The 22,736-nt window shown below is 38.7% G+C and carries 26 protein-coding genes; 17 read left to right on the forward strand and 9 right to left on the reverse strand.

From position 1 onward, the window contains the following. Positions 1–88 precede the first annotated feature (88 nt). The 5 genes from ACT2CV_RS05440 to ACT2CV_RS05460 all read right to left on the reverse strand — a co-directional run bounded on the left by ACT2CV_RS05440 (position 89) and on the right by ACT2CV_RS05460 (position 3,612). Positions 89–745: a hypothetical protein gene (locus tag ACT2CV_RS05440; protein ID WP_464973183.1), complete on the reverse strand. Its 657-nt coding sequence runs from the start codon at positions 743–745 to the stop codon at positions 89–91. 15 nt (positions 746–760) lie between these two features. Then, a complete protein-coding gene (locus tag ACT2CV_RS05445; RefSeq protein WP_464973182.1) occupies positions 761–1,399 on the reverse strand; it encodes a hypothetical protein in 639 nt (212 codons plus the stop codon). Positions 1,400–1,467: 68 nt separating this feature from the next. Then, entirely contained in the window at positions 1,468–2,475 is a 1,008-nt protein-coding gene (gene trpS / locus ACT2CV_RS05450; protein WP_464973181.1) for a tryptophan--tRNA ligase, read from the reverse strand. A gap of 68 nt (positions 2,476–2,543) precedes the next feature. Continuing rightward, positions 2,544–3,218, reverse strand: a complete 675-nt coding sequence (locus ACT2CV_RS05455) for a phosphoglycolate phosphatase (protein ID WP_464973180.1) — start codon at positions 3,216–3,218, stop codon at positions 2,544–2,546. A 4-nt stretch (positions 3,219–3,222) separates the two neighbouring features. Then, positions 3,223–3,612, reverse strand: coding sequence for a RidA family protein (locus ACT2CV_RS05460; RefSeq protein WP_464973179.1), 390 nt, complete (start codon positions 3,610–3,612; stop codon positions 3,223–3,225). Between the two features lie 229 nt (positions 3,613–3,841). Here ACT2CV_RS05460 and ACT2CV_RS05465 point away from each other — a divergent pair, with 229 nt between their 5' ends. Next, positions 3,842–4,387, forward strand: a complete 546-nt coding sequence (locus ACT2CV_RS05465) for an NADPH-dependent FMN reductase (protein ID WP_464973178.1) — start codon at positions 3,842–3,844, stop codon at positions 4,385–4,387. A gap of 93 nt (positions 4,388–4,480) precedes the next feature. On the opposite strand, the gene fabR is transcribed toward ACT2CV_RS05465, so the two are convergent. Both fabR and oxyR read right to left on the reverse strand, forming a co-directional pair. After that, positions 4,481–5,110, reverse strand: a complete 630-nt coding sequence (gene fabR, locus ACT2CV_RS05470; protein ID WP_464973177.1) for an HTH-type transcriptional repressor FabR — start codon at positions 5,108–5,110, stop codon at positions 4,481–4,483. A 2-nt stretch (positions 5,111–5,112) separates the two neighbouring features. After that, entirely contained in the window at positions 5,113–6,015 is a 903-nt protein-coding gene (gene oxyR, locus ACT2CV_RS05475; RefSeq protein ID WP_464973176.1) for a DNA-binding transcriptional regulator OxyR, read from the reverse strand. 115 nt (positions 6,016–6,130) lie between these two features. Between oxyR and ACT2CV_RS05480 the strand changes: the two genes are divergently transcribed. After that, positions 6,131–6,856, forward strand: a complete 726-nt coding sequence (locus ACT2CV_RS05480; RefSeq protein ID WP_464973175.1) for a glutathione peroxidase — start codon at positions 6,131–6,133, stop codon at positions 6,854–6,856. Positions 6,857–6,907: 51 nt separating this feature from the next. Here the strand turns inward: ACT2CV_RS05480 and recQ are convergent, their stop codons facing one another. Then, complete coding sequence (gene recQ / locus ACT2CV_RS05485) at positions 6,908–8,791, reverse strand: DNA helicase RecQ (RefSeq protein WP_464973174.1); 1,884 nt, start codon at positions 8,789–8,791, stop codon at positions 6,908–6,910. Then, positions 8,791–9,099 (reverse strand): iron donor protein CyaY, encoded by a 309-nt coding sequence (cyaY, locus tag ACT2CV_RS05490; protein ID WP_464973173.1) that lies wholly within the window; start codon positions 9,097–9,099, stop codon positions 8,791–8,793. Before cyaY ends, recQ begins: the two co-directional genes overlap by 1 nt. A 131-nt stretch (positions 9,100–9,230) precedes the next feature. Between cyaY and lptM the strand changes: the two genes are divergently transcribed. From lptM to rplW, 15 genes are all read left to right on the forward strand, one after another. Next, on the forward strand, positions 9,231–9,356 hold the full coding sequence (lptM, locus tag ACT2CV_RS05495; protein ID WP_464973963.1) for an LPS translocon maturation chaperone LptM: 126 nt from the start codon (positions 9,231–9,233) through the stop codon (positions 9,354–9,356). A 9-nt stretch (positions 9,357–9,365) separates the two neighbouring features. After that, on the forward strand, positions 9,366–10,613 hold the full coding sequence (gene lysA / locus ACT2CV_RS05500) for a diaminopimelate decarboxylase (protein WP_464973172.1): 1,248 nt from the start codon (positions 9,366–9,368) through the stop codon (positions 10,611–10,613). Positions 10,614–10,621: 8 nt separating this feature from the next. Next, the gene (gene murB / locus ACT2CV_RS05505; protein WP_464973171.1) at positions 10,622–11,647 is read left to right on the forward strand and encodes a UDP-N-acetylmuramate dehydrogenase; all 1,026 of its coding nucleotides are present in this window, start codon (positions 10,622–10,624) and stop codon (positions 11,645–11,647) included. 217 nt (positions 11,648–11,864) lie between these two features. Then, on the forward strand, positions 11,865–11,945 hold the full coding sequence (tnaC, locus tag ACT2CV_RS05510) for a tryptophanase leader peptide (RefSeq protein WP_464973962.1): 81 nt from the start codon (positions 11,865–11,867) through the stop codon (positions 11,943–11,945). Positions 11,946–12,047: 102 nt separating this feature from the next. Then, positions 12,048–13,463 carry a tryptophanase gene (tnaA, locus tag ACT2CV_RS05515; protein ID WP_464973170.1) on the forward strand — a complete coding sequence of 472 codons (1,416 nt, stop codon included), beginning with the start codon at positions 12,048–12,050 and terminating at the stop codon, positions 13,461–13,463. Between the two features lie 72 nt (positions 13,464–13,535). Then, positions 13,536–14,762 carry an aromatic amino acid transporter gene (locus tag ACT2CV_RS05520; RefSeq protein WP_464973169.1) on the forward strand — a complete coding sequence of 409 codons (1,227 nt, stop codon included), beginning with the start codon at positions 13,536–13,538 and terminating at the stop codon, positions 14,760–14,762. A gap of 290 nt (positions 14,763–15,052) precedes the next feature. Continuing rightward, a complete protein-coding gene (locus ACT2CV_RS05525) occupies positions 15,053–16,018 on the forward strand; it encodes a TAXI family TRAP transporter solute-binding subunit (protein ID WP_464973168.1) in 966 nt (321 codons plus the stop codon). Between the two features lie 92 nt (positions 16,019–16,110). Further along, positions 16,111–18,750, forward strand: coding sequence for a TRAP transporter permease (locus ACT2CV_RS05530; protein ID WP_464973167.1), 2,640 nt, complete (start codon positions 16,111–16,113; stop codon positions 18,748–18,750). Between the two features lie 43 nt (positions 18,751–18,793). Continuing rightward, complete coding sequence (locus ACT2CV_RS05535; protein ID WP_464973166.1) at positions 18,794–19,219, forward strand: universal stress protein; 426 nt, start codon at positions 18,794–18,796, stop codon at positions 19,217–19,219. 9 nt (positions 19,220–19,228) lie between these two features. Continuing rightward, positions 19,229–19,543 carry a DUF2322 family protein gene (locus ACT2CV_RS05540; protein ID WP_464973165.1) on the forward strand — a complete coding sequence of 105 codons (315 nt, stop codon included), beginning with the start codon at positions 19,229–19,231 and terminating at the stop codon, positions 19,541–19,543. A gap of 135 nt (positions 19,544–19,678) precedes the next feature. Continuing rightward, a complete protein-coding gene (rpoH, locus tag ACT2CV_RS05545) occupies positions 19,679–20,524 on the forward strand; it encodes an RNA polymerase sigma factor RpoH (RefSeq protein ID WP_464973164.1) in 846 nt (281 codons plus the stop codon). 319 nt (positions 20,525–20,843) lie between these two features. Continuing rightward, positions 20,844–21,155, forward strand: a complete 312-nt coding sequence (rpsJ, locus tag ACT2CV_RS05550; RefSeq protein WP_001181005.1) for a 30S ribosomal protein S10 — start codon at positions 20,844–20,846, stop codon at positions 21,153–21,155. A gap of 16 nt (positions 21,156–21,171) precedes the next feature. After that, positions 21,172–21,798 (forward strand): 50S ribosomal protein L3, encoded by a 627-nt coding sequence (gene rplC / locus ACT2CV_RS05555; RefSeq protein ID WP_464973163.1) that lies wholly within the window; start codon positions 21,172–21,174, stop codon positions 21,796–21,798. A gap of 14 nt (positions 21,799–21,812) precedes the next feature. After that, a complete protein-coding gene (rplD, locus tag ACT2CV_RS05560) occupies positions 21,813–22,415 on the forward strand; it encodes a 50S ribosomal protein L4 (RefSeq protein ID WP_115238911.1) in 603 nt (200 codons plus the stop codon). Next, a complete protein-coding gene (gene rplW / locus ACT2CV_RS05565; RefSeq protein ID WP_464973162.1) occupies positions 22,412–22,717 on the forward strand; it encodes a 50S ribosomal protein L23 in 306 nt (101 codons plus the stop codon). Before rplD ends, rplW begins: the two co-directional genes overlap by 4 nt. Positions 22,718–22,736 lie beyond the last annotated feature (19 nt).

Below are 22,736 nucleotides of genomic sequence, written 5' to 3' on the forward strand. Positions count from 1 at the left end.
TTTTTGATAATTTATGAATGCCACACAAAAGAAGAAATAATAAAAAGGGTGTTTTCATACCCCCTTTTTTATCATCTCGTGATTTAAATTAATTGCTTATTGCCGCAATCGGTGATAATAAAATCGCTAATCCAACTAAAGCCACATCGCCCACCAACATTGCAGGAGTTGCTACTACTTTTGCCACAAACCCTACAGGATCAGTTATTTTGGTTGATGTTTTTTCGGTTTTAATATGAATTGGCAATGGGGTTTCAAATTGGTAATTTCTCGCTACATCATTAGCTTTAAGGTACATCTCACCAGTTAAACGGTAACCCTTGTTATACAGTTTTGGGTTTTGTTTTGTAGGATTAAATCCCAGATTTTCTAAAATCGCCTTTTCTTTACTGTTTTGAGGTTCGTAATATAAAGTAAAGTTGGAATAAAATGATTTTGCATTTTCACTTAACACCACATTAAATGGCTGATTTTGTGCAGTTGAAAAGGCTTTGGGTAATTTCGTGTTTAGCACCTTAAACAATTCAGCACTTTCCTCAGGATTAATGAAATACCAATAGGTATCTCCCATCATCACTAATTGCTGATTCGTTTTCGTTTGCCCAAAGGCGCGTACGTTGTCTTTAGCAAAGTCTTCTCTTTTTACCGTTTCTTCCGTTACGGGATCATAATCCCATAGTAACATCGTGCAACCAGAGAGGATAACACTTAAACCAATCACACCTAATTTGATTAGTTTTTTCATATCAACCTCCAATCTTTATTTTACAAATTCACTAAAGGTAAGCTCGTAATCATCGCCATCTCGGCTATATTTTAAGTAACGAGGGAATTTCTCGCCAGCGTATTTTTTTACCGTAATATCTTTATCGCCGGTATGGAATGTATAAGTAATTTCAGTTGCGCTTGTTGCTTTATCTAATTTCACATTGCGTTCGCTTTTTTTCACAAACACATTATTCATTGGATAGAGTTTTTTGCCATTAGTGGTAATGAAATTGACTGGCAATTTATCGTAATAACTTAACTGAAATGCCATGGTAAATAAATCATAGGTTGGCACATCAATAGCTTCGGTTTTTAAGCCACTTTTAAGTTTGCCATATTCAATTTGTTTTCCATTAATTTTAGCTTGAGCATAAGTTTTGCCATTACGGGTATCTTTGTAATTGAGCATATGGAATTGGCGGTTGGCTTGGTTGCCTGATGAAATGAATTCGATTTTATAAAGTGGCACATTAATTTTGGCGTGAATGGTATATTGGCTACCAGTTTCATTAAAATTCACATAGGCCGGCATTAAGTAATTAGAACTGTATTTGATATTGTAGCTTTCTGCATAGCTCAAAGAGGCTGTTCCTAGCGCAAAAAGTGCGGTTAAAATTTTAATTGTTTTCATCTTCTTTCCCTAAAAATTAAGGCGTGCTTATCACACGCCTTAGTTAGACCATTATTTGCTTTGAAAGTTTATTTGGCAGCCACAAAACCAACCGCATCATAGACTTTCGCTAATGTTTTTGCTGCACGTTCGCGTGCTTTACGTGCGCCTTCCGCAGCAATACGATTCAGTAATGCTTCGTCATTGCGATAATGGTGGAAACGTTGTTGTAATTCTGTCAACATTTTCACCACTTCTTCAGCTACTGCACCTTTCAAATGACCATACATTTTGCCTTCAAATTCTGCTTCTAATGCTGAAATTGGCTTATCGCTGATCACAGAAAGGATTTCCAACAAGTTGGATACGCCTGCTTTATTTTCTACGTCATAGCGCACAACAGGTGGCTCGTCGCTATCCGTCATTGCACGTTTGATTTTTTTCTCAACGGATTTTGGATCTTCCAACAAGGTAATCACATTATTGCGGTTATCATCGGATTTCGACATTTTTTTCGTCGGCTCCTGTAACGCCATAATTTTAGCGCCTGCTTTTGGAATAAAAGCTTCTGGGATCACAAATTGATCTTCACCATAAAGCGCATTGAAACGATTAGCAATATCACGCGTAATTTCTAAATGTTGACGTTGATCTTCACCAACAGGCACTTGATGGGCTTGATAAAGCAAAATATCCGCTGCCATTAATACTGGATAAGTGAAAAGACCCACATTGATATTGTCCGCATGCTTACTAGATTTATCTTTAAATTGCGTCATGCGCCCCATTTCACCGAAATAGGTGTAGCAATTTAAAATCCAAGCTAATTGGCTATGCTCAGGCACATGAGATTGAATGAAAATGGTGCTTTTTTCTGGATCAATCCCGCAAGCTAAATAGAGTGCAAGTACATCTAATGTGGCTTTGCGTAAAGTTGCGGGATCTTGGCGGACAGTGATTGCATGTAAATCCACGATACAAAATAGACATTCGTAGTCATCTTGCATTTTTGTCCATTGGCGTAGTGCGCCAAGATAGTTACCAATAGTGAGTTCGCCAGAGGGCTGTACGCCACTTAATACAACAGGTTTTGTCATTTGCTTATCCTTGATAAAAGAGGTGTCGCGAGTACGCCTATAAAAAATGGAATTTTTCCACCGCAGTTTTATACAATAGTTAAAATATCGGCAAAGTCTGAGAATACCCAATCAGGCTTGCTCTCCGCAATAGGAATATTGTAGTTATAGCCATAGGTTAATCCGACCGCTGCACAGCCTGCAGAATGAGCCGCAATAATGTCATTGCGTGAGTCTCCCACAAAGAGTATTTGATGTGGGTACAGCCCAAATTTGCCACATAAATAATACAATGGAGCTGGATGAGGCTTAATCGCCGGTAAGGACTGTCCACCTAAGGTTTCACTAAATAAATGATCGATACCAAAGGCTTTCAACACAGGTTGAACATGTTGCGTTGGCTTGTTGGTCACCACTGCTAAGATAAAACCTTGCGCTTTCAACTGTTCCAGCGTGGATTTGACATTTGGGTATAACTGACTGACATTGCAAATATTTTCGCCATAATAAACATTAAAACGTTGTTTTAATTGTTGCGTTTGTTGTTCTGTCAGATTGATTTGAGATTGTTGGCTTGCCCAATTTAATGCACGACTAATCAGTACATCAGCGCCATTGCCAATCCAAGTCAAGACCAATTCTTCATCCGCTTGCGGTAAGCCGAATTCTGCTAAGGCAGAGTTAACGGATAAGGCTAAATCGGGCAGGCTGTTGACCAACGTCCCATCTAAATCAAAACCAATTAATTTAAATTGTGATGACATAGGTTTATTTTCTCACTGCAATAGCTTCAATTTCAACGCCAACATCTTTTGGTAAACGAGCTACTTCCACGCAAGAACGTGCGGGGAAATTTGGATGATTATTTTCTTTAAAGAAACGCTCATATTCCGCATTGACGGCAGCGAAATGGTTTAAATCTTTCACAAATACCGTTGTTTTTACGATATCACCCACAGTTAAACCGGCTTGTTCAATAATGGCTTTGACATTTTCCAATGATTGACGCGCTTGTGCAACGATATCCGCTGGCACTTCGCCTGTCGCAGGATTAACAGGGATTTGCCCTGAAGTGAGAACTAAATTGCCTAAATCAACTGCTTGTACATAAGGGCCAATTGCAGCAGGTGCGTTATCAGTATGAATAATTTTTGTCATAATCCTCTCCTTTTGTTATCACTAAATTGTTCTACATTCTACACAAAAATCCTTAAAAAAACACCGCACTTTTCCGCATTTGTCGGCGAATTTGCCCATATCAATGATGTTATCTTGTCCATTATTTATTATTAGTTGAAAATGTATTAACGAAATTTGCGTTTGCCATTTTTGTGGAACGCGTTAGAATGAAAATCGAAAATCTCAACATAAGAAAAAGGAAAAGAATATGGCAAAACAAATTGCAGTGCTAGTGGGTAGTAATAGCAAAACATCATTAAGTAAAATTGTTGTCAACCATTTAAAACAAATCGCACCAGAAAGTCTTCAATTAAATGTGATTGAAATTGCAGACTTACCTTTATATGATCGCGATTTAGATGAAAATAGCCCAGAACAATACAAGCGTTTCCGTTCTGAAATTGCGGCTTCTGATGGTGTGTTATTTGTTGCACCAGAACACAACAGTGGCGTACCAGCAATGATTAAAAATGCAATCGATGTTGGCTCTCGTCCAATGGGTTCAAGCTTATGGCCAGGTAAACCTGCAGGTATTGTTTCTTTAGGCGGTTCAGGCGGTATTCGCACTGCAGATCAATTACGCGTTATTGCTGCTGGTGGTTTTATCAATATGCCAACCCTTCCTTTTGCAGCTAATATCAGTGGCATTTTCAGTGGCGTATTTAATGAACAAGGCGAAATTGCTTCTGATTCAGTGAAACAATTATTAGAGAACTTTATTAAAGCTTACGCTGATTTCGTTCAAAAATTCTAAGTCAGCTAATTGATAAAAGTGCGGTGGAAAATCAATAAGTTTTCACCGCACTTTTTGTTTGAACCTTTGCAAAAAGAACACATTGCAATTAGATTAATTTTTAACTTGCGAGAGTTTTTCCTTTTCAGCTGCGAATTGTGCGCCTTTGGCGATCATGCGTAATTGTAAAACCACTCGTTCTTTTAATTCTGCTCGTTCTTTTTTATCCATATCCAGTGCTTTTGACATGGCATTAAATGTGAGGGTAACGCTAGCTTCCGCTTGTACATAGCCCACATGACGCGAGTAATTGAATTTATAGGCAATAAATTCGCCTAATTCATCGGTGAAATGTTTAATCTCGCGTGAAACTGCGGTGCGAAAAAGCAAAGATGTGCCAGAGCTTTCGCGTAATAATAGGCGAAAAACATTGGGGCTGTTTTCGATAAATTCAAAAAAGGTGTCAATGGACACTTCAATCACACTGCCTCCGTTGCGCAGGCGTTTTTGTGCTTGGCGCATGAGTTGGCGTAAGGTTAAACCTGCTTCATCCACCATAATTAACCCCAATTCTTCCATATCTTTGAAATGACGATAGAAAGAGGTTGGCGCAATGCCGGCTTCGCGAGATACTTCACGCAAGCTTAGATTAGCGAAGTTTTTTTCAGCGGTAAGTTGGTTAAAGGCTGCGTTAATTAAGGCGCGGCGTGTTTTTTCTTTTTGGAGCGCTCGAATTCCTGCCATTTTTATTTCTCAACTAATATTGGCTTGATGGTATTTGCAATAGTTTGTGCAATTCGCTCATAGCGTTGGCGTAGCGGCGATCCGGGACGATAAATTAAGCTAATTGAGCGTGTCGGCTCGGGATCAGTACAAGGAATATAAGTAACACCTTGACGGTTTGCATCATGTAACATTGCAAGTTGAGGCATTAGAGTAATGCCCGCATTGGACGCCACCATATTGCGCAAAGTTTCTAGGCTGGTTGCTTGGAAATGGGTATCTTCTTTTGCGCCAGCGGTAAAGCAATAACCTAAGGCTTGATCGCGCAGACAATGTCCGTCGTCGAGCATTAAAATGGCTTTACCTTTTAATTCGGACAGTTTGATTTGTTTTTCTTTTGCCCAATGATGATGTTCAGAAACCGCCAACAGCATTTTTTCGTTGAAAATAGGCACATTGATAAATGGATCAGCTTCTTCTGCAGCGGCGACAATGGCGCAGTCTAATCGTCCACTTTCTAGTTGATCGACTAATTGAGCGGTTTGTGCTTCATAAAGGAAAAGTTCTAAATCCGGATATTCACGCTTTAATGTCGGCATAATATAAGGCAATAAATAAGGGCTGATGGTTGGAATGACACCAATGTGTAATGGCCCACTCATTTCTTTGCTTTGATTGCTTGCCATTTCGCGCAGTAATTTGACTTCTCTTAGGATGGTTTTCGCCTGTTCAACTAAGAGCAGGCCCGATTGGGTGAAAAGCACTTTACGGCTAGTACGTTCTAATAATATGGTGCCGAGTTCATCTTCTAACTTGCGAATTTGTCCACTTAACGTTGGCTGGCTGACATGACAAACTTCAGCTGCACGACGAAAATGTTTATATTCGGACAAGGCGACAAGATATTCTAAATCTCGGATATTCATACAAATCTCTTATTAATATGACCTAATCAATCGGGAGTAACAGTTTGTAACTATATCATAAAATTCGTTATAATCTCACGTGGAAAAACAACCTTAATAAAAATGGGAGATTATTATGTCAAATATGGAAGGGAAAAAAGTCCCTCAAGTTACATTCCATACTCGCCAAGGTGATGCTTGGGTTGATCTTACTTCTGCTGATTTATTCGATAATAAGACAGTAGTGCTTTTCTCATTGCCAGGCGCTTTTACTCCAACTTGTTCTTCAACGCATTTACCTCGTTATAACGAATTAGCTTGCGAATTCAAAGCGTTAGGTGTTGATGACATTATTTGTATGTCTGTGAATGATACCTTTGTAATGAACGCGTGGAAAATGGATCAAGAGTCTGAAAACATTACTGTTATTCCAGATGGTAACGGCGAGTTCACTGAAGGCATGGGCATGTTAGTGGGCAAAGAAGACTTAGGTTTTGGTAAACGTTCTTGGCGTTATTCTATGTTGGTGAAAAATGGTGTGGTAGAAAAAATGTTTATTGAGCCACAAGAGCCAGGCGATCCATTTAAGGTTTCTGATGCTGATACCATGATCAAATATTTGAAACCAGATTGGACTGCAAAACCTTCAGTTTCTATTATTACGAAACCAGGTTGCCCATTCTGTGCTAAAGCGAAAAACCTATTAAAAGAAAAAGGTTATACTTTTGAGGAAATCGTATTAGGTCGTGACGCGTCAACTATTTCTGTGCGTGCAATCACTGGCAAAACCAGCGTGCCACAAGTCTTTATTGGTGGTCAATATATTGGCGGCAGCGACGATTTAGAAAAACATTTCGCTTAATTTCGTCAAAACTTCCTTAAAATACACCGCACTTTTATTAGTGCGGTTTTTTTATTCACTCAGTTGTAATAGGTTGTTGGAAGCATTCAGATTGGCTTTATGCTGTTGAATAATTGCCATAAAGGGCTGGGCGAAACGTTCCCATTTAATATGACCAACACCATTAATTTGCAACATTTCAATTTTGCTCGTAGGCAAGTATCGAGCCATTTCTTGTAGAGTCGCGTCGCTAAATACAATATAAGGTGGGATATTTTCTTTATCCGCAATTTGTTTACGCAAAAAGCGTAAGCGAGCAAAGAGATCCTTGTCGTAATTGGTTACTGCGGCTTTTTGTGGTACGGCAATTGTCGTCATCGCTGAAAGGCGTGGTGTAGCAAGTTGTAATGTTTGTTGTCCAAGTAAAATAGCCCTTGCACTTTCAGTTAATTGAAGCTGAACGCCTACTTCATTCATGATTTGTTGGATAAAACCTAAATGAATTAATTGGCGAATGACGGATTGCCAATATTCTTTGGTTTTGTCTTTACCAACACCATAAACGCTCAGTTGATCGTGTTGATGTTCGCGAATTTTTTGATTATTCATGCCACGCATGACGGCAATAACATATTGCACGCCAAAACGTTGACCAGTTCGGTATATGGTCGACAGAATTTTTTGTGCATCAATAAGTGCATCGTATTTTTTCGGTGGATCGAGACAAATATCGCAGTTATTACAAGGTGTTTGCCGATTTTCGCCGAAGTAATTGAGTAATACCAAACGGCGACAAGTTTGGCTTTCAGCAAATTCGCCAATGGCTTCTAATTTATGTCGTTTAATATCACGTTGATTACTTTCAGGCTCTTCCATTAGCATTTTATAAAGCCAAGCGTAATCAGAAGGCTCATAAAAAAGAACTGCTTCCGCGGGCAAGTCATCACGCCCTGCGCGTCCTGTTTCTTGATAATAGGCTTCAATGCTACGAGAAAGATCAAAATGTGCCACAAATCGCACATTGGATTTATTAATACCCATACCAAAAGCAATAGTTGCCACAACAACTTGGATGTTATCGCGCTGGAAATCACTTTGTACACGTTCACGTTGTGCAATATCCATGCCAGCGTGGTAGAAATCGGCAGCAATACCACGTTTTTTCAATGCTTCTGTGATTTTTTCCGATTTATTACGACTGTTGCAATAGACGATGCCACTTTTTCCTTTTTGTGCCGCCACAAAATGACATAATTGCTCAATTGGTTTGAATTTTTCCACTAAGGTATAGCGAATATTGGCACGATCAAAGCTACCCACATATAAGTGCGGTTGATTTAAGTGCAGATTTTGCAGGATATCTTGTCGAGTTGTGCGATCTGCCGTTGCGGTCAATGCCATAATCGGCGCATTAGGAAAAGTTTTTTTGAGGTTACCTAACTGAATATATTCAGGACGAAAATCATGCCCCCATTGCGAAATACAATGGGCTTCATCAATCGCAATAAAACTTACATGACAATGGGAAATGAAACTGAAAAAACTGTTTGTCATGATTTTTTCAGGTGAAAGATAAAGCAATTTAAGTTGTCCTGAAATCGCTTTATTTTGCACCTGTTGTTGCTGTTCATAACTTTGTGTTGAATTGAGGTAATCTGCGGCAATGCCATTGGCAAGTAGTTGATCAACTTGATCTTTCATTAAAGAAATTAAGGGCGAAATAACGAGGGTCAAACCGCTGAAGCAAAGTGCAGGAATTTGATAGCACAGAGATTTCCCATTACCCGTTGCCATGACGATTAGACTGTCTTGTCCTTGTAATGCAGCATGAATGGCTTCTTCCTGCCCTTTGCGGAAGGATTGATAACCAAAAACCTGTTGTAGAACCTGCTGTGCTTGAGAAAGTGCGGTGAAATTTTGAGGATTTTTAACCGCACTTTCAGAGGAAAGGGACATTAAGAAAAGCTCACTTCTTCGCCATGTGCGGCGCAAGCTTCAGATAAGCAATCATAAAAGCGTTTGCCTTCAGCGTTGATCCAATCTTCATTTTGCCAAGCAAAGTGTAATCCGCCCAAACGACTTGCCAACCAGAGTTCTAACATAGCTTCTTGTTTGTTGATCACAATTTGTGAACGATTGCCGAAGGTCATGGTAAAAACAGAACCTTGACGCTCAAAATCGACATCGGCATCTTGTTCGTCGCATTGTTCTTCGATGTGATCCCAAACTTGTTCAATATTTTGGTGGAATTCAGCTAAGTTCATTTTGTATCCTTTTTTCTGCATTTTGAGCCTGAATTATAGAGATTTTTTGCGGTTAAGGGTAGCGATAAAATGAAACATTGCCTATAAAATAGTGTAGAATGCAAGAAAAGGTTTTTATACAGGACAGAATGATGAAAAAATTAATTTCTTTCGCAATTTTAACCGCACTTTGTGGCATGGTAGCAGCTTGTGGCGTGAAAGGACCTTTATATTTCCCACAAGAAAACAATCAAACGGAACAAACGCAGCAAAAATAGGGTTGATAAATGGATTTTTTTCAGTATCAAGGAAATCAGCTTTTTGCTGAAGCATTGCCTGTTAAGCAATTAGCGCAACAATTTGGCACACCGCTTTATATTTATTCAAAAGCCACATTGGAACGTCATTGGCACGCTTTTGATAAAGCGTTTGGCGATTATCCTCATTTGATTTGTTTTGCAGTGAAATCTAATTCAAATATTGCTGTATTACAAACCATGGCGAGATTGGGATCGGGATTTGATATTGTTTCCCAAGGCGAATTAGAACGCGTGTTAAAAGCGGGTGGCGAACCTCATAAAATTGTTTTTTCAGGTGTGGCAAAAACAGAAGCCGAAATTGAGCGAGCATTGCAAGTGGGTATTCGTTGCTTTAACGTCGAAAGTTTGCCTGAACTCTATCGTATTAATGATGTGGCGGGGGGATTAGGAAAAGTGGCGCCTATTTCCTTACGCGTGAATCCAGATGTGGATGCTCATACGCATCCTTATATTTCAACGGGTTTGAAAGAAAACAAATTTGGTGTGAGTGTTGAATTGGCATTGGATGTTTATCGCCAAGCAGCAAAATTACCACATATTAAAATAACGGGTATGGATTGCCATATTGGTTCACAACTCACTGAGTTACAACCTTTCTTAGATGCTACTGATCGTTTAATTGTGCTGATGGAACAGTTAAAACAAGAATGTATTGTATTGCAACATTTGGATCTCGGTGGTGGCTTAGGTGTGACCTATACTGATGAAACCCCACCTCATCCGACAGAATATGCCAAAGCATTATTAGAGAAACTAAAGGATTATCAACTTGAGATTATTCTGGAGCCAGGGCGTGCAATCACTGCTAATGCGGGTATTTTGGTGACAAAAGTGGAATACATTAAACGTAATGAAGATCGCCATTTTGCCATTGTTGATGCGGGTATGAATGATATGATTCGCCCTGCCTTATATAGTGCTTATATGAATATCGTTGAAATTGACCGCACTTTAGCGCGTTCAGCAGATACTTATGATGTTGTGGGACCGATTTGTGAAACCGCTGATTTCTTAGGTAAACAGCGAACTTTAGCCATTGAAGAAGGGGATTATCTTGCGCAACGTTCTGCGGGAGCTTATGGTGCAACCATGAGTTCAAACTATAATTCTCGTCCGCGCACCGCAGAAATTATGGTTGATGGCGATCAAGCTTTTGTTATTCGTCATCGTGAAAGCTATGAAAATTTATGGCAACTTGAACAATTATTGCCTTAAGGAGTCGTATGTTCAGTTTAAAAAAATACCATACCTTTGCTATTGATGCACAAGCAAAAAATATCGTGGAAATCACCGCACTTGAGCAAATTAAACAAGCTTGGGATGAAGCAAAAGCAAATAATCAACCTTTTCTATTTTTAGGTGAAGGCAGTAATGTCCTCTTTTTGCGTGATTTTGCTGGTACAGTTTGTGTCAATAAAATGAAAGGGATTATTCATGCACAAGATGAAGACTTCCATTATTTAGATGTTGCAGGTGGCGAGAATTGGCATAATTTAGTGCAATGGTCGTTACAGCAAGGCATAAAAGGGTTAGAAAATTTGGCTTTAATCCCTGGTTGTGCAGGCACCGCACCAATTCAAAATATTGGTGCTTATGGTGTCGAATTTAAAGATGTATGCGATTACGTTGACGTGCTGGATTTGGAAAAAAACGCGGTTTTTCGTTTAACGCGTGATGAATGTCAATTTGGCTATCGCGATAGTATTTTCAAACACCAATATGCTCATGGTTTTGTGGTGACAGCTGTTGGATTGAAATTAGCTAAACAGTGGAAACCTGTGCTTAAGTATGGCAGCCTTGCTAATCTTGATGAAAATACAGTTACTGCACAACAGATTTTTGATGAAGTTTGTGCGATGCGTCAAAGTAAATTACCTAATCCAAAAGAGTGGGGAAATGCTGGCAGTTTCTTTAAAAATCCTGTGGTGACACAACGTCAATTTAGCGATTTACAAGCCGAATATCCAAGCATACCGAACTATCCTCAAGCGGATGGCTTTGTAAAATTGGCTGCCGGTTGGTTGATTGATCAATGTAACTTAAAAGGTTACAGCGTTGGTGGTGCTGCAGTTCATCAAAATCAAGCGTTAGTCATTATTAACAAAGGAAATGCCACTGCGTTAGATGTGTTAGAATTAGCACATCATATTCGTCAAGCTGTCGCTGCTAAATTTGATGTGTATTTAGCACCAGAAGTGCGTTTCATTGGTGAAATGGGCGAAGTCAATGCGGAAAACGCTATTGTCTAATTGCTTTGAGTTGAAGATAAAAAGTGCGGTGAAATACACCGCACTTTTTTATTGTTATATATTCTACATTTAGTTTGTGAAGTGGCTCACAATTATGAATTAATCTCAGTGACAAAGTAAACGAATTCGATTATGTTTGTGGTGGCATTGTTAAGTGCAGTTGAGAAACAATGTGGAAATCATAAATTATGTCACCTCTTACTTAAAGGATAAGTTTATGTTGCCAATTTTGTCACCTAATCAAGTTTGGGTGCTAGTTGACCCAAAACTCTCGTTGTATTTTCCCATAATTGCCTAATCTTGTGCGAGTTACCGCTCGCGTTCTAAATATTTAATTTATAGTTATTTCAACAATATATAATTGTTGTGTCTTTTTATACCTATTTTAGAGGATTTAATTATGGAAAACTTTAAACATTTACCAGAACCATTCCGTATTCGTGTTATTGAACCTGTAAAACGCACAACGCGTGAATATCGTGAAGAAGCGATTTTGAGAGCAGGGATGAACCCGTTTTTATTAGATAGTGAAGACATTTTTATTGATTTACTCACCGATAGTGGTACAGGTGCAGTTACGCAAGATATGCAAGCTGCAATGTTGCGTGGCGATGAAGCCTATAGTGGTAGCCGTAGCTACTATGCCTTAGCAAATGCGGTAAAAGAAATTTTTGGTTATGAATATACGATTCCAACTCACCAAGGTCGTGGTGCTGAGCAAATCTATATTCCTGTTTTAATTAAAAAACGTGAGCAAGAAAAAGGCTTAGATCGTAGCAAAATGGTAGTATTCTCTAACTATTTCTTTGATACGACTCAAGGTCATAGCCAATTAAATGGCGCAACAGTTCGTAATGTCTATATTAAAGAAGCTTTTGATACCGGCGTTGAGCATGATTTTAAAGGTAACTTTGATTTAGAAAAATTAGAACAAGGTATCCAAGAAGTCGGCGCTAATAATATCCCTTATATTGTATGTACTATTACTTGTAACTCAGCAGGTGGTCAGCCAGTTTCTCTCGCAAATATGAAAGCCATGTATGAAATTGCGCGTAAATACGATATTCCTGTTGTGATGGATTCTGCACGTTTCGCTGAAAATGCTTATTTTATCCAACAACGTGAACCAGAATATAAAGACTGGACCATTGAACAAATTACCTATGAAAGCTACAAATATGCAGATGCCTTAGCGATGTCTGCGAAGAAAGATGCCATGGTGCCAATGGGTGGTTTACTCTGTTTCAAAGATAAATCAATGGAAGATGTGTACAATGAATGCCGCACCCTTTGCGTAGTACAAGAAGGTTTCCCAACTTATGGTGGTTTGGAAGGTGGCGCAATGGAGCGTTTGGCAGTTGGTTTACGCGATGGTATGCGTCAAGATTGGTTAGCTTACCGCATCAATCAAATTGAATATTTGGTTAATGGATTAGAAAAAATTGGTGTGGTTTGTCAGCAACCAGGTGGCCATGCTGCGTTTGTTGACGCAGGTAAATTATTACCACATATCCCAGCGGATCAATTCCCAGCTCAAGCATTAGCTTGTGAACTTTATAAAGTAGCGGGTATTCGTGCGGTGGAAATTGGTTCATTCTTATTAGGACGTGATCCAAAAACAGGTAAACAATTACCTTGCCCAGCTGAATTACTGCGTTTAACTATTCCACGTGCAACTTATACACAAACGCACATGGACTTTATTATTGAAGCTTTCCAACATGTACGTGATAATGCGAAAAATATCAAAGGCTTGACATTTACGTATGAGCCGAAAGTATTGCGCCATTTCACAGCACGCTTAACGGAAGTTTAATTAATTTACACCGCACTTTTTAATTAAAGTGCGGTCTTTTTTTATGGATTTTCTGAGATAAGGAAATAAATTATGAAAAAAACACCTTCCATTTTTGGCGGCGCTTGTATTATCGCCAGTGTTTGTGTTGGTGCTGGAATGTTAGGTTTACCTGCTTCTGGTGCTGGTGCATGGACAATTTGGTCAGTTCTAACTATTTGTTTAACGATGTTTGTGATGACCTTATCTGGCGGTTTGTTATTGGAAGCTTATAAACACTATGATTTGCGTGCTTCTTTTAATACTGTTACTAAGGATATGCTAGGTAATACAGCTAATATTATCAATAATTTAGCGGTTTATTTCGTAGGTGGTATTTTGCTCTATGCTTACACTACGGCGTCTGGCGGTATTTTATCTGGGCTTGCGGGTTCTTTTATTGAATTAGACTCTCGAATTTGGTCGATTATTTTTGTTTTAGTGTTTTCCTTATTCGTATGGCATTCCACACGCATTGTTGACCGCGTTTCAGTGATTTTGATCTTATTCATGGCGCTCTCTTTTGTGTTCAGCGTATTTGGCTTAACAGCAAATATCGATCTTGCCATTTTATTTGATACCAAAGGGACTGATTCCAATTATGCTATGTATGCCATGGGGTTATTGCCTGTTGCTTTAACTTCTTTTGGCTATCATCATTCCGTTTCTACCATGCGTGCTTATTATGCGGATGAACGAAAAGCAAAATTAGCTATTATGGGTGGTACAGGTATCGCATTGGCGTTATATTTGTTATGGGTGCTATCTATTTTTGGTAATTTATCTCGCGATCAATTCGCCCCTGTATTAGCACAAGGCGGAAACCTTGATGCCTTATTAGCGGCATTAGGCAATGTGGTTGAATCAAGCTCAATTAAACAAGCGATTAATGCGTTCTCCATTGCGGCGATTCTGTCTTCTTTTATTGGTGTGGGTTTAGGCGTGTTCGACTTCTTAGCGGATTTCTTTAAATTCGATAATACCAGAGTGGGTCGAACAAAATCTTGGGCAGTCACCTTCCTTCCTCCATTAATTTTATCTGTTGCCTTCCCATTAGGTTTCTTAAAAGCCATTGGTTATGCAGGTGCGGTAGCAACTATTTGGACCTGTATTATCCCAGCTTTATTAGCGAAGAAATCCCGCTCAATGCCAAATGGCGACAAAGGTTTTACCGTTTGTGGTGGTAATTTCATTATTGTATTAAGTATTGTGTTTGGTATTGTTACCGCAGCATTCCACTTCCTTGCAATGTTCGATGTATTGCCAGTATTTAAAGGTTAATCTCATCTAAATATGATCCTCGTAATCGCTTCTGGTGGTTACGAGGATTTTTCTTAAAATTAATCACTAAAGAGAGTAAAAGTATTCGAATTTTAACCGCGCTTTTTTGCGTTTTACGAAGAAAATAAACCATTAACTTGAAAGAAATTTAATCTTTTTGATAATAATTAATTTTAGTTTAATGTGAAAAATGTGTTGCAAGTTAATAAAAAGTTTAGTATATCTTGATATGTCTATCGAATTGATAGAATTGAACACAACAACTTATATCCTTTGGGGAGAATTATAATATGAAAAAAACATTAAAACTTTCTCTTATCGCAAGCGTGGCTATGGCAGCATTTAGTGCACAAGCTGCAGAAGAACAATTCATTACTATTGGTACGGGTGGACAAACTGGTGTGTATTATGTGGTTGGAACATCAATTTGTCAGTTAGTAAATCGTGATACAGCGAAAACCCATGTGAAATGTAATGCGCCTTCAACGGGTGCTTCTGTTGCTAACTTAAATGCAATTGCAGATAAACAAATGGATATGGGGATTGCCCAGTCAGACTGGCAATATCATGCATATAATGGAACAAGTTCATTCCAAGGCAAGAAAAATGATAAATTACGTGCCGTATTTTCATTACATGCTGAGCCATTCACTTTAATGGCGCGTGATGATTCTGGCATTAAAAGTTTTGATGATCTTAAAGGTAAACGTGTAAACGTTGGTGATCCAGGTTCAGGTACCAGAGCTACAATTAATGTGATTATGGCGGCAAAAGGCTGGACAGATAAAGATTATAAAGTCGCAGCTGAATTAAAACCGGCTGAAATGGCGTCTGCAATGTGTGATAATAACTTAGATGCGATTACTTATAACGTTGGTCACCCAAATGGTGCATTAAAAGAAGCCGCGGCTTCTTGTGATTCGCATTTAGTGTCTGTAACTGGTCCAGAAATTGATAAACTTGTTGAAGAACATTCTTATTATGCAAAAGCTGTGATTCCAGGTGGTTTATATAAAGGTACAGATAATCCAGTGGAAACCTTTGGTTCTTATGCAACGTTAGTGACTTCTGAAGAGGTATCTGCAGATAAAGTGTATGCGGTTGTGAAAGCGGTATTTGATAACTTTGAACGTTTTAAACGTTTACACCCTGCGTTTGCTAATCTAAAAGAACAAGAAATGATTACGAACGCCTTATCTGCTCCTTTACATGAAGGTGCTGCACGTTACTATAAAGAACGTGGTTGGTTAAAATAATCTTATGTAACAATAAGTTAAATTAATTTATTACACCCCGCACTCGCCCTGTGGGGTGTCTGTTTTGTTATTATTTGGGAAAATTTTTTATTATGTCAGCTCAATCAAAACATATTGATTATGATGATTTACAAGATATGGTGGCTTCCAATGATGCTGGTGGACGTAATCCTTCAGGGATGACGAAAAAGCTCATTGTTGTAACTGCTATTTTGTGGTCTTTATTTCAATTGTATTATACCTCGCCATTGCCGTTTTGGTTACAAGAGGTTTTAACGCACGCGGGAATTGACTTAACCGTTGTGGTAGATGATACAAAAGCGCGGTCATTTCATTTAGCATTTGCCTTGTTTTTGGCTTTCTTGTCTTTCCCTGCTTTTGCGACGTCGCCAAAACATCGCGTGCCACCTTTAGATTGGGTGTTTGCTATTGCGGGCGCGTTTCTTGGTGCTTATTATTTATTCTTCTATCAAGGCATAGTCAATCGTGTTGGTGCGCCTAATCTGCAAGATATTATTGCGGGTTGTATTGGTGTCCTTTTATTGTTAGAAGCAACTCGTCGTAGCCTTGGTTTACCTCTGGTAATTATTGCAGTTATCTTTTTACTCTATAATTTCTTTGGACAATTCTTACCAACAGATTGGTTGATCAGTCACCGTTCAGGATCGTTGTCACAAATGGTCAACCAACAATGGATTACCACTGAAGGTGTATTTGGTGTGGCATTAGGGGTATCAACCAAATATGTTTTCTTATTTGTCTTATTTGGTGCCTTGTTAGATAAAGCGGGTGCAGGTAACTATTTTATTAAAACAGCATTTGCTTATTTAGGACATTTAAATGGAGGTCCAGCGAAAGCAGCAGTTGTTTCTTCTGCTTTAACAGGATTAGTATCTGGTTCTTCTATTGCAAATGTGGTCACAACGGGTACATTCACCATTCCAATGATGAAACGTGTTGGCTTTTCAGCGGAAAAAGCGGGGGCAGTTGAGGTCGCTTCATCGGTAAACGGACAAATTATGCCACCAGTAATGGGGGCTGCAGCATTCTTAATGATTGAATATGTGAATATGCCATATAGTCAATTAATAACGCATGCATTTTTACCCGCACTTATTTCTTATATTTCATTAGTTTATATTGTTCACTTAGAAGCTTGTAAATTAGGATTAAAAGGGTTAGAGCGCGTTGATCCTGCACGTCCATTCTTAATGGTATTAATTCGCAGCCTAGGTTTCTTTTTAACCATGTGCATTCTCTATTTTGTATTAGATTTTGCGTTAGGCTGGTTGAAAGTGGTTGCACCAAATTATTCATTTTTAATTATTTGTGCTTTATTGGGCGTCGTTTATTTAGGATTAATTCGTCGTGTCGCGAAATTCCCTGATTTAGAACCTGATGATCCAAATGCAAAAATTGTGCGATTACCTTCAGCGAAACCGACAGTTAATGCAGGCTTACATTATTTATTACCTGTTGTGGTATTGATGTGGTGTTTAATGATTGAACGTTTATCTCCGGGACTTTCTGCTTTCTGGGGCATTATGGCGTTATCTTTCATTTTGGTTACACAACATGCGTTATTAAGTTGGTTCCGCGCTGAAAAAACAGATAAATCATCATTAATCAAACAAGGTGTTATGGAATTAGTTGATGGTTTAGAAGTTGGCGCACGCAATATGATTGGTATCGGTATTGCAACCGCAACTGCAGGTATTATTGTTGGGGTAGTTGCGTTAACTGGATTTGGCGTGCAGCTTGCTAACATTATTGAATTGCTCTCAATGGGTAACATTCTGTTAATGTTAATTTTGGTTGCGATGTTCAGCTTGGTTCTAGGAATGGGCTTGCCGACAACAGCGAACTATATCGTGGTGTCTTCGTTAATGGCGTTAGTGATTGTCGAAGTCGGTAAACAAAATGGCTTAATCGTACCTTTAATCGCAGTACATTTATTCGTGTTCTATTTCGGGATTATGGCGGATGTTACACCACCGGTTGGATTGGCTTCATTTGCCGCAGCTGCAATCTCTGGTGGTAGTCCAATTAAAACGGGGATGACTGCTTTCTATTACAGCTTACGTACTGCAATTTTACCGTTCTTATTTATTTTTAATACGGACTTATTGCTCATTGATGTCGGTTGGGCGAAAGGCACATTGGTGTTTATCATTGCTACCATTGGTATTATGGTGTTTACCGCCGCAAGTATGGGATATTTCTTCACTAAGAATAAACGTTGGGAAAGTGCGGTGTTAATTTTGGCTGCTTTTATGTTATTCCGTCCAGGTTTCTTTATGGAATACATTTCGCCAACCGCTCGTCATGTTGAACCAACTTATTTGCTCCAAGAGTTAGAGCATACACCTGTTGGGCAAAATATTATGCTGAAAGTCTCAGGGTTAAATCCTTATGGCAAAGAAATTCAATTCTATTCTCAACTTGCTGTGCCAGAAGGTGCAACAGGCGAAGATAGAGTGAAAGCGCTTGGTTTAACATTATTGGATACGGGTGAACAAATTGATATTGACGGTAAATTGTTACCGAAGATTTTAATTGATAACGTAGAAATTGATTCACCAGCGGCTAAAGCAGGTCTAAATTGGGATCAAACCATTATTGAAGTGGCGTTGCCAACACATTCATTAGCAAAAGAATGGATGTTTATTCCGGCCTTATTATTAGTGTTAGGTATTGTTTGGAATCAACGTCGTCGAATAAAGAATCAATAAAATCAGGCTAGCTATAAAGCTAGCCTAACGAAAAGGATAAATTATGTACAATAAACTTTTGATCGCCATTGATTTAAATGATTTAAAAAGTGCGAAATATGTGGTGGATACTTGTTTAGATATCACTGCTCATAATCCCGATGCAGTATATCGTGTTGTGACTATTATTGAGCCGATGGACGACAGTTTTATTTCCGCTTTCTTGCCGAAAAATTTTGATAAGTCAGTGGTAGAAGAAGCCAATAAAGCTTTGCACGATTTCACGCAATCTGCTTTTCCAGCTGGGGCAAAAGTACAGCACATTGTGGCACATGGCACCATTTATGAAGAAGTGAATCGCATAGCGCAAGAAAAATCAGTGGATTTAATTGTCATGTTAGCGAGCAGTAAATCGGGTGCAAAAGGATTAAGTTCAAATACGGTTAAAGTAGCGCGTAACAGTAATAAACCGATGTTAATTTTAAGATAAGGAATAAAAATGGATTTTAAAGCAAATTTAGCGACGTTGCCGGAAGTTACGCATTTGTCTGGCTTAAACGTGTTGGATAATAACAACCTCATTCATCATATTCCTGCTATGGAAGGCAAGCTAGGTTCGCTGCGTGTTTATAACGCTTTAGCGGAAGAATTTAACGGAAAATTAGACCGCACTTCTGCACAGAAAGGCTTGCAACTTTTTGCTGAACATACGGAAGATGCAAAACAAAATGCGGGTAAACACCCAAATATTGATTTGTTATTTAAGGTGATTGATCAAGGTTTAAACTATCAATTAGTGCCAGTAAAAGCGTAAATTTTAAATTTGCGACTGAACTTTTCAGATAATTGTTTTGTCTAATTTAACATAAAATTAGGAAGGTTTTGTACTTTCCGTTTTTTGTGTGATAATAGCAAGATGAGATGTTCATCTTAATTGAGAAGGAAGATAATGAACAAAGAAGCACAAATGATGTTAGTTCCGCAAGGTAATCTTGAAGGTTATATTCGAGCTGCCAATGAATATCCAATGCTAACTGCAGAGGAAGAGAAGGAATTAGCAGAACGTTTGTACTACAAAGAAGATTTAGATGCAGCAAAAGCATTAATTCTCAGTCATTTACGTTTTGTTATCCATGTTGCACGCGGTTATTCTGGCTATGGTTTACCACAAGCTGATTTGATTCAAGAAGGTAACATTGGTTTGATGAAAGCGGTTAAACGTTTCAATCCTGAAGTGGGGGTACGTTTAGTGTCTTTCGCAGTGCATTGGATTAAAGCAGAAATTCATGAATATGTGCTACGCAACTGGCGTATTGTGAAGGTCGCAACTACAAAAGCACAACGCAAGTTATTCTTTAATTTACGTAAAACCAAACAGCGTTTAGGTTGGTTTAGCGAAAATGAAGTAGATCTTGTTGCTAATGAATTAGGCGTAAGCAAAGAAGATGTCATTGAAATGGAAAGTAGAATGACGGGTGCTGATGTGGGCTTTGATTTACCGAATGATGATCATGAAGAAGAAAGTTTTGCCCCTTCTATGTATTTAGAAGATAAAAATTCTAACTTTGCTGCGGAACTTGAAAATGAAAATTTTGAAACCCAAGCAGTTGATCAACTCACTGCAGCAATGGAAAGCTTAGATGAACGTAGCCAAGATATTATCAAAGCACGTTGGCTAGATGAGAATAAAGCCACATTGCATGATTTAGCAGCGAAGTACAATATTTCAGCAGAACGTGTGCGTCAATTGGAAACTAACGCACTGAAAAAATTGAAAAGTGCGGTGAGTTTTTAATAAGTTTTTTAAAATGGAAAGCCGAGTTTAGCTCGGCTTTTTTTGTATAAAAAGAATTGAATTTAGATCGCACTTTTAAAATCGTGATTTATTTGCATAAAAAGCTTGCAAAGTGCGGTGAAATTCTATAGAATTTGCGAGCTTTAGGTTTGAAGCCGTTTAATGTAATCATTTATTAAACGTACTATTACGATATGTAATAGATAATAATGTTTCCGATTGGGAAACTAAATAGGTCTGCTGCACTTCCCTTTATTAAGAAGTTAAAGGTGATGGTGTCAGTTTTTTATTAGCTAAAATTTATTGGAGCTCTGGTCTAATGCAGAACCAAAGAATCCGTATCCGCTTAAAAGCTTTCGATCATCGTTTGATCGATCAATCTACTGCGGAGATCGTAGAAACAGCTAAACGTACTGGTGCACAAGTTCGTGGTCCGATTCCTTTACCAACTCGTAAAGAACGTTTCACCGTCTTGATTTCTCCACACGTAAATAAAGATGCGCGTGATCAATATGAAATCCGCACTCACAAACGTTTAGTTGATATTGTTGAGCCAACAGAAAAAACTGTTGATGCATTAATGCGTTTAGATTTGGCTGCCGGCGTTGACGTGCAGATCAGCCTAGGTTAATTAAGAGGTTATTACAATGATTGGTTTAGTCGGTCGTAAAGTTGGAATGACTCGCGTTTTCAATGAAGACGGTGTTTCAGTTCCAGTTACCGTAATCGAAATCGAAGCCAACCGTGTGACTCAAGTTAAAACTCTTGAAAACGATGGCTATACTGCAGTTCAAGTTACTACTGGCTCTAAAAAAGCAAGTCGTGTAACTAAGCCTGAAGCAGGTCATTTCGTGAAAGCAGGTGTTGAAGCTGGTCGCGGTTTATGGGAATTTCGTACTGAAGGTGAAGAATTCACTTTAGGTCAAGAAATTAATGTTGACATCTTCGCTGATGTTAAAAAAGTTGATGTTACTGGTACTTCTAAAGGTAAAGGTTTTGCTGGCGGTGTTAAACGCTGGAATTTCCGTACTCAAGATGCTACTCATGGTAACTCTTTATCACATCGTGTACTTGGTTCTATTGGTCAAAACCAAACACCAGGTCGTGTGTTTAAAGGTAAAAAAATGGCTGGACACTTAGGTGCTGAGCGTGTAACCGTTCAATCACTAGAAGTTGTTCGTGTTGATGTTGAGCGTAAATTATTATTAGTTAAAGGCGCTGTTCCAGGTGCAACTAATGGTGATGTTATCGTGAAACCAGCAGTTAAAGCGTAAGTCAGGAGATAGAGATGGAATTACAAGTTGTAGGTGCAAACGCACTAACTGTTTCTGAAACTACCTTCGGACGTGAGTTTAATGAAGCGTTAATCCACCAAGTAGTTGTTGCTTATGCAGCAGGTGCTCGTCAAGGTTCTCGTGCACAAAAAACTCGTGCTGAAGTGTCTGGTTCAGGTAAAAAACCTTGGCGTCAAAAAGGTACAGGTCGTGCTCGTTCAGGTGATATCAAATCACCAATCTGGCGTTCTGGTGGTGTGACTTTCGCAGCTAAACCACAAGATCACAGCCAAAAAGTGAACAAGAAAATGTACCGTGGTGCAATCAAAAGCATTCTTTCTGAATTAGTTCGTCAAGATCGTTTAGTGGTTGTTGAGAAATTCGAAATTGATGCACCAAAAACCAAAGTTTTAGTACAAAAATTAAAAGATATGGCGTTAACTGACGCTCTTATCATTACTGCAAGCTTAGATGAAAATCTATTCTTAGCTGCACGTAACTTATATAAAGTTGATGTGCGTGATGTTCAAGGTATCGACCCAGTAAGCTTAATCGCTTTCGATAAAGTGGTTGTTACTGTTGATGCAGTAAAACAAATTGAGGAGATGTTAGCATGATTCAACAAGAACGTTTGCTAAGCGTGTTAAAAGCACCTCACGTCTCTGAGAAAGCAACAAACAACGCTGAAAGCTCAAACACTATCGTATTTAAAGTTGCATTAGATGCAAACAAAGTTGAAATTGCAAATGCAGTTGAACAACTTTTCGAAGTGAAAGTAGATTCAGTTCGTACCGTTGTTGTTAAAGGTAAAACAAAACGCCGCGGTAACAAAATGGGTCGCCGCAGTGACTGGAAAAAAGCTTATGTTACTCTTCAAGATGGTCAATCACTTGACTTCATTGAAGGTGCAGCAGAGTAATTACGGAGGAGAAGAAATA

It is taken from the genome of Reella acinonychis (assembly GCF_052384575.1).
Lineage (GTDB): Bacteria > Pseudomonadota > Gammaproteobacteria > Enterobacterales > Pasteurellaceae > JBQSUQ01.

What these genes read in the sequence shown, in the direction of transcription:
- ACT2CV_RS05460 (WP_464973179.1), bottom strand. Translation starts at nt 3,612, where the DNA reads ATGACAAAAATTATTCATACTGATAACGCACCTGCTGCAATTGGCCCT.
- ACT2CV_RS05480 (WP_464973175.1), top strand. Translation starts at nt 6,131, where the DNA reads ATGTCAAATATGGAAGGGAAAAAAGTCCCTCAAGTTACATTCCATACT.
- rplC (WP_464973163.1), top strand. Translation starts at nt 21,172, where the DNA reads ATGATTGGTTTAGTCGGTCGTAAAGTTGGAATGACTCGCGTTTTCAAT.
- ACT2CV_RS05525 (WP_464973168.1), top strand. Translation starts at nt 15,053, where the DNA reads ATGAAAAAAACATTAAAACTTTCTCTTATCGCAAGCGTGGCTATGGCA.
- trpS (WP_464973181.1), bottom strand. Translation starts at nt 2,475, where the DNA reads ATGACAAAACCTGTTGTATTAAGTGGCGTACAGCCCTCTGGCGAACTC.
- rplD (WP_115238911.1), top strand. Translation starts at nt 21,813, where the DNA reads ATGGAATTACAAGTTGTAGGTGCAAACGCACTAACTGTTTCTGAAACT.
- ACT2CV_RS05530 (WP_464973167.1), top strand. Translation starts at nt 16,111, where the DNA reads ATGTCAGCTCAATCAAAACATATTGATTATGATGATTTACAAGATATG.
- ACT2CV_RS05465 (WP_464973178.1), top strand. Translation starts at nt 3,842, where the DNA reads ATGGCAAAACAAATTGCAGTGCTAGTGGGTAGTAATAGCAAAACATCA.
- tnaC (WP_464973962.1), top strand. Translation starts at nt 11,865, where the DNA reads ATGTTGCCAATTTTGTCACCTAATCAAGTTTGGGTGCTAGTTGACCCA.
- ACT2CV_RS05440 (WP_464973183.1), bottom strand. Translation starts at nt 745, where the DNA reads ATGAAAAAACTAATCAAATTAGGTGTGATTGGTTTAAGTGTTATCCTC.
- rpsJ (WP_001181005.1), top strand. Translation starts at nt 20,844, where the DNA reads ATGCAGAACCAAAGAATCCGTATCCGCTTAAAAGCTTTCGATCATCGT.
- ACT2CV_RS05540 (WP_464973165.1), top strand. Translation starts at nt 19,229, where the DNA reads ATGGATTTTAAAGCAAATTTAGCGACGTTGCCGGAAGTTACGCATTTG.
- ACT2CV_RS05455 (WP_464973180.1), bottom strand. Translation starts at nt 3,218, where the DNA reads ATGTCATCACAATTTAAATTAATTGGTTTTGATTTAGATGGGACGTTG.
- fabR (WP_464973177.1), bottom strand. Translation starts at nt 5,110, where the DNA reads ATGGCAGGAATTCGAGCGCTCCAAAAAGAAAAAACACGCCGCGCCTTA.
- tnaA (WP_464973170.1), top strand. Translation starts at nt 12,048, where the DNA reads ATGGAAAACTTTAAACATTTACCAGAACCATTCCGTATTCGTGTTATT.
- rpoH (WP_464973164.1), top strand. Translation starts at nt 19,679, where the DNA reads ATGAACAAAGAAGCACAAATGATGTTAGTTCCGCAAGGTAATCTTGAA.
- cyaY (WP_464973173.1), bottom strand. Translation starts at nt 9,099, where the DNA reads ATGAACTTAGCTGAATTCCACCAAAATATTGAACAAGTTTGGGATCAC.
- lysA (WP_464973172.1), top strand. Translation starts at nt 9,366, where the DNA reads ATGGATTTTTTTCAGTATCAAGGAAATCAGCTTTTTGCTGAAGCATTG.
- recQ (WP_464973174.1), bottom strand. Translation starts at nt 8,791, where the DNA reads ATGTCCCTTTCCTCTGAAAGTGCGGTTAAAAATCCTCAAAATTTCACC.
- ACT2CV_RS05520 (WP_464973169.1), top strand. Translation starts at nt 13,536, where the DNA reads ATGAAAAAAACACCTTCCATTTTTGGCGGCGCTTGTATTATCGCCAGT.
- oxyR (WP_464973176.1), bottom strand. Translation starts at nt 6,015, where the DNA reads ATGAATATCCGAGATTTAGAATATCTTGTCGCCTTGTCCGAATATAAA.
- ACT2CV_RS05535 (WP_464973166.1), top strand. Translation starts at nt 18,794, where the DNA reads ATGTACAATAAACTTTTGATCGCCATTGATTTAAATGATTTAAAAAGT.
- murB (WP_464973171.1), top strand. Translation starts at nt 10,622, where the DNA reads ATGTTCAGTTTAAAAAAATACCATACCTTTGCTATTGATGCACAAGCA.
- rplW (WP_464973162.1), top strand. Translation starts at nt 22,412, where the DNA reads ATGATTCAACAAGAACGTTTGCTAAGCGTGTTAAAAGCACCTCACGTC.
- lptM (WP_464973963.1), top strand. Translation starts at nt 9,231, where the DNA reads ATGAAAAAATTAATTTCTTTCGCAATTTTAACCGCACTTTGTGGCATG.
- ACT2CV_RS05445 (WP_464973182.1), bottom strand. Translation starts at nt 1,399, where the DNA reads ATGAAAACAATTAAAATTTTAACCGCACTTTTTGCGCTAGGAACAGCC.